Genomic DNA, 8,906 nt, shown 5'->3' on the forward strand with positions numbered 1-8,906 from the left:
AAATAGATAGGTCATGGTCACGGGTCCAAATTGGACTAGAAGAGGACTGGCTGTCCGCAAACCTTGGGTATCCGACAAGCTGTCGATGGAGGGACTCGAACCCGAAGAGAAGCATCGTCTGGCCAAAATCAAATTCTGGTACGAAGAACATGGAATCGAGAAGCCGCTCACTTCCGTGCTTGATAATGGTAAAGGCTTCGCACTCGAAGTACCTAACCTCGTGGGCTCAAACATTGGAGCTCAGGTCCCTATCGCGTTCGTCGTTCTTGGTGCCGAGGAAGTGCGAAGATTCAAAGGCTTGCTGGACTCACCCGACGGAGGGGTGATCAATGGACAGATTGTCTACTTTTATGTCGGTACGATCCGTCCCTGGGCCTTGCACATAAGGGCAGACTTGCAACGAGTCCACCGTTTCATTAGTCAGCACTTCGAAATTGGATATTACTTCGCCGCAGCTGAGATATATGACGCTGTCGAGAAAATGCGATCCCAACAAATAATCGATGTTACCGTCTGGGATGAGAATGACAAGATAACGACCAAGTACAAGCCTGAGCAACTGTTCTCAAAACTAGTCGACTTAGTTGTAAATCATGCTTTCGATTTTCATAGCGATATCAAACCTGATATGACCGTAGCAAAAGCTGCAGGAAAAAGAGGCTGGTGGTGGAGCGGTTCCTATTCCCGCCGTGATTCCACCGTCGACGTCAGCGGAATGATCGACGTGAAGATCACCATTCATGGAAAGTCTGATCCGATACCGGTAAGCACGAGTCTTTATCTTCGTGTGCCTTCGTACGCCACGTGTAACGATGTCAACTTGATACACACAGCAAGATTGGAAGCATTAAAATCGTTGTATACGGCGGGCAACACAAAGCTTCTTGCGGATTACAACGTCTCACAAACCGAACCTCGCTAGCCGGCATCGATCTCTAGAGAAGCCCGCTATCTAGGAATTAATGGTTGGACAGTCACCGTTGTCTCATTGACGAATGACTAAGGCATGACATGGGCAATTGCCCGCAAAAGATGAGAGCCAAGCATGCCGTTACCAAGATCACTCTTTGACGAAGCGAACCAGGAACATCTGGTGCTTCCCGATGTTATTCGAATTACTCAATTGCAAGTAGGCGCTGTAGAGCAGTACTCACAAATCACCTTTAATGCGATGCTGAGTACAGATCCTTCGTCCCTGCAACAATTTGAAGCAGCGCGTCCGATAGTGTTGCAGGCACTCCAGTACACAATTGAGGAACCTAACGATCATCGAGTCCACTCTTTCGATGCTGTGAAGCAGTCGGCGGCGCAGTACGCAGTCGTTATAACCTGCGCCCTGGCAAGTCAAGAGAATCTAGTTGCTTTAATCACAACTGAACCCGCATTCCTGTCTCCGGAATACAGGGCGAATACCGAGGAATTTTTGAGCATGGTACAAATTGCGAGTGCAGTGCTCTCAAGAGATGATATTGGACATATCAACGTGCCGCCCGATATTGAAGCCCACGGCAACTTGGCGCAATTCGTACTTCGATTGTATGACTATATCTCGCGATCGCCTTTCGCCAATCACAAGGAATCCGAATTAACCAATCTTGTCCTCGACAAATATGTGGATATAGAGAGGTGCACGAACAAGACTGCAAATAATGCAGTGTGGAATGCTAGTTTCTCGATCTCCAACAGCTTGAAAGTATCGCTATCAGAAGCAAGAGAGAGAGTGGAGTTTGTGGTTGGTACCCCCAAGCACTTGCATGTGCTCTTCGAAGAGTGACTGTGCACAAGTTTCGATCCTTGGCTTTCAATGAGACCGTAGCGTTCATTAATTCGAGCCCGCAGCGCCGGCTCGTAGTAATAGGTCTACTCGCTGCGAGCGTCTCTGCGTGTACAACGTATGAGATGGAATGGCCTGAGTCGCCGATTGCCTACTGCTCTCAATCCCCAGATTCTTCCCAAGCGTTTAGCCAAACTCATGGAGAATTCGAGGCGATATCTGTGCCAAATTGGACGGAGGTATATGCGCTGAAGGAGATGCAAGGGCGTAGAGTCGTGTTGATCTCTAACCAGCTCACAATAGATTACGCAAGGCTAGATCGATTCTATGATAGTTTCTTGTGGTTCAAGTCACTAGCAGGTTCAAAGATGGTCGTGTCTCTCTCAGCAAGTGGTAGGTCGGAAGAAATAATAAGGGCTGAGCAAGAAATTCTTAGGCGGTATCCTGAGGCGCAGTTCGTCAGGCCATGGATGGCACAGGTTAGATTGGTACCGATTAGCCCCTGGATCGTGCGCCGCAAGGTAATTTTGCCCTGTCAAGGTTTCCCAATGAAAGATGTCCCAATGGAGTTTCTTCTCAATCGGGAAGAGACTTTGCGCTTGGATGACTTGCCTAAGAGAGAAATCGTACTTAATGGAACACTTAGCTTTGTGGATCTCATTAGCGGACAGTTCTTCCATCAGTCTTTTTCGCTACGTAAATTCGATCTACAAGACCGGCCGGCCCCTTGAGATGCCCCATTTCCAGAGCCAGATCGTTAGTAAATTTCTGACCTTCGTTCGGCCCATCGGGCCTTGAATTCCAGGGGCGAGAGTTCATCGAGAGACCGGTGAGGCCGACTCTCGTTGTACTCTCGCCGCCAAGCTTGCAACTTCTCTCTGGCATCCGTCAAATCGTCGAACCAGCGGACCCGTAGGAAGTCACCGTCATCCTTCAGTCATGGAACAATGCGAGGCGCGTATGCCGGCAGCTTGTCCCGAGCGAGGTAGTGCATTAGCCCGGAATCGCCGACCAGATCGACGGAGGCGCCGGGCGCATCGCACGCTGCATGGATCAGCGGAATGATCCGCCCCGGTTCGATGTGGGGCCGAGGCGTGATGCCAAGCTCTCCGTGTCATTTGCCTACCTGCTCAAGGCCCGTGCCCCTGAGCCCGAACGCTCCGCTTCTGGTAAAGCGTGGGACAATGATGCTGAACCTTGGCATGACGCATCAATTCAGCGGAACGCGGACCCTGAACCACAACTGCCTGGCGGCTTGCCGGGCCAAAACGATCGACTGCTCCGCCACGTTCAGCCGGCCACGCAAGCCGCCAGCGTACTGTGCCTGCACGACGGCCCGCGCGCGGCCCATTCGAAAGCTCAGCGACGCGCTGGCGCGAAACTCGCTTAAGTGCGCGTCTTCCCACAAGCTGCGCGTTTCGGCGTTCAAGGTCATCCAGTGCTGCGCCCGCGCATTGAGGTACAGGTTGCGGCCGAGGCTGCGCTGAAACGCTACCGAGAACGCGCTCGATAGCATTGAGGGTGCCCGGAAGACGCCGCTTCCGGTCAAGGGTCCTGCGCCTTCCGGCTGCAGCGCCAGGCCGCCGCGGAACGTCCACATTCCCGACCTGGCGAAAACGCCGCCCGGTCGCCACAGCGCCGCGGCGCCCAGCGTATCACCGGCGGCCGCGATTCGGGCGCTGAAATTGCCATCTTCGAGTATCGTGCTGCTGCGGCTCCGTGCCGCGAAGCCGGCCAACCCCCGAAGTGGGGCATCGGCGGCGCCGCTCGAAGCGCCGGTAGCCGCCAAGAGTGCATGGTTTTCCCGGTGCGACCACCGCATCAGCGGATAGGCGAAGTCCCGGCCGGTGCCATCGATCCCGTTGAACGGCGCGCCCAGCAGGGCCGGAGCGTCGGCGACGTGGCCAAGAGGACCCGCCAGGGGACCGTAGATGCCGCCGGACAGGATCGTCCCGGTCCTGGGATCGCGCAGGTCGCCGTGCGGCGTAAACAGGCAAGCGAACGAAAGCACGCCTCGGCCCCACATCGAGTCGGGGCCTGCATCGCCCATATCCTCGGCGCAATCGAGCACCAGGTCGCGCAACTCCAGAAGGTCGTAATCCGGCCACAGGAGAAGCACATTGTCGAGCGCCGCTGCGACCTGGGCGGCCGCCACGGCCGTTCCCTCGACCGTGCGGGTGAAGCCGTAGCCGTCTTCATAGCTGTACGCCCACGGTGCGAAAAGACATAGCCCGCCGGCCTCACCGCAAACGGCGGAATTCGGATGAATGCGCCGGTGGCCGCCGGATCCTGTGTAGCCGCCGACGAGCAGCCACAGCGCCGTGTCCGCATCAGCAAGCATCCGGCGGCCTTCGCTGGTCCGCTCGTGGATGCCCGGCAGCCGCCAGCCGTACTGCTGTGCGGTATCGGTCCAAGCTGACATGTCGGAACCGTCCGTATTCCAGTCGGCGAGTTGGGATTGCCAGCCGGAGGCGCTTTCGTAGCCCCAATCGCCCAGTGGCTGCACATGCAGGAATTTAGTCCCGGCGCCGTCCTGAGTAAAGGTGGGATACCAGCCGCTGCCGGTGTCAGGCCAGACATATTCCGGGTTCTCGTGTCTGGCGCCGGCGAGGTGCTGGCCGACGGATTGCAATGCGGTGTCGAGGAGCACAACCCGGGCATTCTCGGCCGCCGGCAGATCGCCGAACTCGAGCGGTTGCGTGAGTGTGGGGTCGGCCAGGATATTGGTCGTGACCGTGCGCCGGTCGCTTGTGCAATCGCTAAAGGCGCGCACTACGCCATCGTTCGTACCTTCGGCCTCGCCGAAGTGCCGCCAGACCCTGGAATCCGAATCGGCTTGATAATGGCCCCGCTGCGCCAGCCAGCCACCGAATTCTTCAAAGCCTTCGGTTTGGCGCTGGCAATTGTTCGAATACCCGGCCGGCGGGGGAGGAAGCAGCGGAATCTCCTGTTCCGGCTGCCCTTTCCCCGCCTGGCGAAACATAATGGACTGTGGCGCGATCGCGTCGCTCGAACGTACCGTGAGCGTGAAGCTCCGTTCCGGACCGGGGTTGGGATCGACAACTATGCGAATGACGGCGTCGCCCGTACCGTCGATCTTGCCGCTCATAGCCGGCCCCAAGTGAGCCGGCCCGACATCGCCGTTTTCGGCGCTCCCGAGGCGGGTCCATGCGGCATCCACTTCCGCTGCCCAAGAGGCTCCCTCGTTGCTTGACAACGTGAGGTGGGCGGCCACTTGCTCGCCCTCAGCGCCGATGTGGCGTGTCGCCGTCGAAAGCGAAAGGCTCGCAGACGATACGGAATCCTGATTGAACGTGAGGGTCTTCGGCGAAGCGCCCGCGCTGTCGGCTGTGACGGTCAGCTCGAAGGAGCGTAGGGCCTGATTCTCGTTGCGATCGTAGCGGATCGCGATCGTTCCGTTGCCGGTTCCGTCTGAACGTCCGGAGAAGTGCGCCCAGTCGGCGCCGTCACCGATGGCGGCTTCCCACTCCACGTCGGCGCCGGTCGTTACCGTGACATCCACCGTCCCGCCCTCGGGCGAAAGTTCATAGTCGGCGGCGGAGATTTCGAGCAGGTTCTCGGTATCGGCGCCGGCGGCATCCTGGGTGAAATGGCGGGTTTGGGCGGACGCGTCCGCATCCACAGCAGAGACGGTCAGCACGAAAGAGCGAAGGGCTTGTTCCGAGTTCGGGTCGTAGACGATCGTTATCGTCGCATTGCCGGTTCCGTGCGGGGATCCCGAGAAGTGCGCCCAGTCGGCGCCGTCCTCGATGGCGGCTTCCCACTCCATGTCCGCACCAGCCGTCACAGTTACCTGCACCGACCCGCCCTCGGACGAAAGCGAGTAGTCGTCGGCGGAGATTTCGAGCGGATCCTCGGTAACGGCGCTACCGGCTTCCTGGCTGAAATGCAGCGTTTGCGGTGACGCCATCGCACCCTCGGCGGACACGACCAGCTCAAAAGAGCGCGCGTTCTCCTCGGGGTTGGCGTCCACTTCGATCTCCACCGTTCCCGCGCCATTCCTGGCGGGCTTACCAACAAGCCGGGCCCAGGAGACACTCTCTGGAAGCGAGACAGACCAGTTCAGGTCCCCTCCGCCTTCATTCTCTACAGTCACCACCACGCGTTCCCCTCCCGCGCTCACGCTGTAGTCATCCGCGTTTACGCTTAAACGCGGTTGCGGGCCGGACTGGGTTTCGGGATCCGGTTCTGCCGCCGCCTGCGTGAGTCGTATGGATTGCGGGGAATTGGAAGCGTCCCCGGAGCGGATGGTCAGGGACGCGGCGCGTTCATTGGTCGCCGTGTTCGCCTCGAAGACTAGGGTGAGGGATGCATTTCCGTCGCCCGAAGGCTCGCCCTCGATTTCCGCCCAATCGGCATTCACGGAAGCGGACCAGCGCATATCGCCTTCCCCGGTGTTGGCCAGATCCACCGTGATCTCGCCTCCTTCCGCTCCCACGGCAGTTGTGGCAGCGGTAACCTGAAGTCTCGCGCCCTGGTTTGCGCCGATCAGTTCTCCAGAGGCGATCTGGCCGGCCAGTCCCCCGGATGAACAGCCGGAAGCGACAACGGCGCAGAGGAGGAAGGCAATAAGAATGGCGACAGTGCGCCTGAGTGATTGGCAACGCAACAAAATGATTGTTCTCCTGCGGCTCGGGGGAATGGGAGCCTGAGGTATAGGACGGAAAAACGTATTATATATTATGTAATAGTCGATACTATCGGTTGTTTATGACATAAAGAGATATGATTTATAATCCATAAAGCCGGGACGGGCGGCGAGTTAACGTCTCGTCGCGGCACTCAACGAGGACGCATCCTCAGGGGGACAGCCGTGCCAAGACTGCTCTACACGCAATTGATGTGCCTCATGGCCGTGATTGCCAGTCTGCTCTCGACCGCGCAGGCCGGCCCGTTCGATGGGCTAAACGTCATAGAGGGCGTCGAAACCAGTCGAAACGGACGCTGGATCAGCATCGGTGTCTGGAGCGGACAGTACCGGGCCCGGGTTCCGGGATTTGAAGAAACCGTGACGCCGGCAATGGGGCCGGATCAAGGGCGAATGTTCCTCAGCGTCGATTGCCGGGCCGGACCGGCCACCGAGCACTTTCCCGCACGGCCCGCCCAGGCCGAACTCGCCATTCCCGATCATCCCGATCAAATACCGCACAACTGGTGGAACCCGATGTACTGGATACTGGAATTGACCGGGAACCATGTCGAAAAAGTACCGGTGAGATTGACTTTCGCCGATGTCCACGAGCCGGGTCCGGTTTGGCACTCCGAAAGGAACACGCTGGAGCGCTACCGAACGGATTATTCGGCGGTCCGCAAACTGCTCAGTGTGTGGATCGATGGCCCGACGGTTCTTGAAATTCTGGCGAAGCGCCGGGACATGCAAGTTCAGGTGCGCGGCCAGGTCACGCAGATTACCGCCGTCTTCAAGGCCGCGCCGCAACTCCGGGAAGCGGCCCAAAAGATGCTGCGCCATTGTCCGAAAGAGAACCCGGCGAGGCGTTAGCTACCCGCCGCAGATCAAAAATACTCTCTTGCTGCTGATGTTGGGGCGTATTCCTCGAAAATGCATGATCGATATAAAGAGAGGGCCACCCCCGTTCAAGCTAATCGGAAAATCCTCAGCCCGTATGGACCGGCTTAGGCGGGGAAGATCAAATGGACGGGTCGATTGGGGGAAGATCAATGCGAAGACGGGGTAAATCAAGCGTGTGCTAACCTTCTTGCGTGAGAGTAATTGCTCTATCCACACTGAAGTCGTTTATTGAGGCCAAGCGGAGCAGCGCGGATGTTCGTGAGCCCATTATGTCTTGGTACAGAACCGTCAAGGCAGCAGATTGGGCTAGCCCGGCGGAATTGAAACAGGAGATCAGTACCGCCAGCATACTCAAGGGCGGTCGTGCGATATTCAACATTGGAGGAAACAGATTTCGCGTAGTGGTTTGGATCAATTACCCATATCGAGTTGTCTATATTCGATTCATCGGTACGCACGCCGAGTACGATTCCATAGACGCTCAAACGATCTGAGGGTCGAGCAATGAATTCAATGCCAATCAATACAAGAGCGGAATACCTTCGAATAATGAAGGAAATCGAAGGCTTGATGGATTCGGAAGTCGATACTCCAGAAGGCGATCGCTTCAATGAGCTCGTGGAGCGGGTTGAGATCTGGGAAAAAGAACATCACTCTCTTAGTGCTCTTGATTCGACCGCTAGCGAACTCAAGCGCCAAGAAAGGCGGAAGACGCGCAAGAGAGGAATGGATTTTGACCCGTACTGATTCGTGATCGTTCCGGTTGGCTCGTGTTGACCCAGAGGTGCGAGCCACCGCGTGAAACACGCACCATGTGTCGCGGAGAAATTCAGCAGCCCGTGGATCTGAGTTCGCTCCCGGGGCAGACCGACGCCACCAAAGGCGAGGGCGTGGAAAGGATTGCGATCGCGTTCACCCAAGGTCTATGTCAACCTCTCCCACAAACAGCGCGCCTCGAGAGGAAAGCGCGAAGTTGTTCATGATGGAACTCCTCCGGCCGTCAGGTTCGGGATAATGAACCCCATGGAAACTTACTGCTCAGCAACCCTTTTCCAGACTCATTGCCACGTATTCTTCCAGCGAAACAGCGCCCAAAGAATGAAACCCCTGGGAAGGGGAGACTTGGAGCCTCACGCAATGGAGGTTAATCGTCTGCCGGCACCTTGATCAGCATTCCAGGTTCGTAATCCGCCCGGGAGATTCCGAACCGCTCAACCTCGCACTCCGGCGGCGCCTCCACCCATGCCCCTCGCACGGCTGTTTGTACACCGAATTCGCTTCCGCCAGGCTGCCTTTTCCGCTGCCTTCAATGTTTCGATGGAACCATTGATGACCGAGCCGTTCGCGGATAACCCTGCGCGAAGGAACTCGTGCAGTTCGGCATGGATACCCGCCTCCAGAGTACAACTCCCAACGAAGAACTTCGGCTTATCTTCCTCCGTTGTCCGCACTGCCGCAAGGGGCACACCCGGCGCTAAGCCGGGGATCAAGTCCGTGTTCCTGCCTTTCCTCGCGCCCTGAAATCAGGGGGGGGGGGGGGGGGGGGGGGGGGGGGGGGGGGGGCGGGGGGGGGGGGGGGGG

General features: G+C 57.6%; 7 protein-coding genes. 5 read left to right on the forward strand and 2 right to left on the reverse strand.

The window, feature by feature from the left end; all coding sequences use genetic code 11:
* Positions 1–85 precede the first annotated feature (85 nt).
* Positions 86–922, forward strand: a complete 837-nt coding sequence (locus tag F4Y00_00840) for a hypothetical protein (GenBank protein MYE03513.1) — start codon at positions 86–88, stop codon at positions 920–922.
* Positions 923–1,045: 123 nt separating this feature from the next.
* Positions 1,046–1,774 carry a hypothetical protein gene (locus F4Y00_00845; GenBank protein ID MYE03514.1) on the forward strand — a complete coding sequence of 243 codons (729 nt, stop codon included), beginning with the start codon at positions 1,046–1,048 and terminating at the stop codon, positions 1,772–1,774.
* Positions 1,775–2,531: 757 nt separating this feature from the next.
* On the opposite strand, the gene F4Y00_00850 is transcribed toward F4Y00_00845, so the two are convergent.
* Positions 2,532–2,711: a transposase gene (locus tag F4Y00_00850; GenBank protein MYE03515.1), complete on the reverse strand. Its 180-nt coding sequence runs from the start codon at positions 2,709–2,711 to the stop codon at positions 2,532–2,534.
* Between the two features lie 273 nt (positions 2,712–2,984).
* Positions 2,985–6,404 carry a BACON domain-containing protein gene (locus F4Y00_00855; protein MYE03516.1) on the reverse strand — a complete coding sequence of 1,140 codons (3,420 nt, stop codon included), beginning with the start codon at positions 6,402–6,404 and terminating at the stop codon, positions 2,985–2,987.
* 204 nt (positions 6,405–6,608) lie between these two features.
* On the opposite strand from F4Y00_00855, the gene F4Y00_00860 reads away from it, so the two are divergent.
* The 3 genes from F4Y00_00860 to F4Y00_00870 all read left to right on the forward strand — a co-directional run bounded on the left by F4Y00_00860 (position 6,609) and on the right by F4Y00_00870 (position 8,072).
* Positions 6,609–7,295: a hypothetical protein gene (locus F4Y00_00860; protein ID MYE03517.1), complete on the forward strand. Its 687-nt coding sequence runs from the start codon at positions 6,609–6,611 to the stop codon at positions 7,293–7,295.
* A 221-nt stretch (positions 7,296–7,516) separates the two neighbouring features.
* Positions 7,517–7,819, forward strand: a complete 303-nt coding sequence (locus tag F4Y00_00865) for a type II toxin-antitoxin system HigB family toxin (GenBank protein MYE03518.1) — start codon at positions 7,517–7,519, stop codon at positions 7,817–7,819.
* Between the two features lie 55 nt (positions 7,820–7,874).
* A complete protein-coding gene (locus F4Y00_00870; GenBank protein MYE03519.1) occupies positions 7,875–8,072 on the forward strand; it encodes a hypothetical protein in 198 nt (65 codons plus the stop codon).
* Positions 8,073–8,906: the final 834 nt, after the last annotated feature.

It is taken from the genome of Bacteroidetes bacterium SB0662_bin_6, assembly GCA_009839485.1.
GTDB lineage: Bacteria > Bacteroidota > Rhodothermia > Rhodothermales > VXPQ01 > VXPQ01.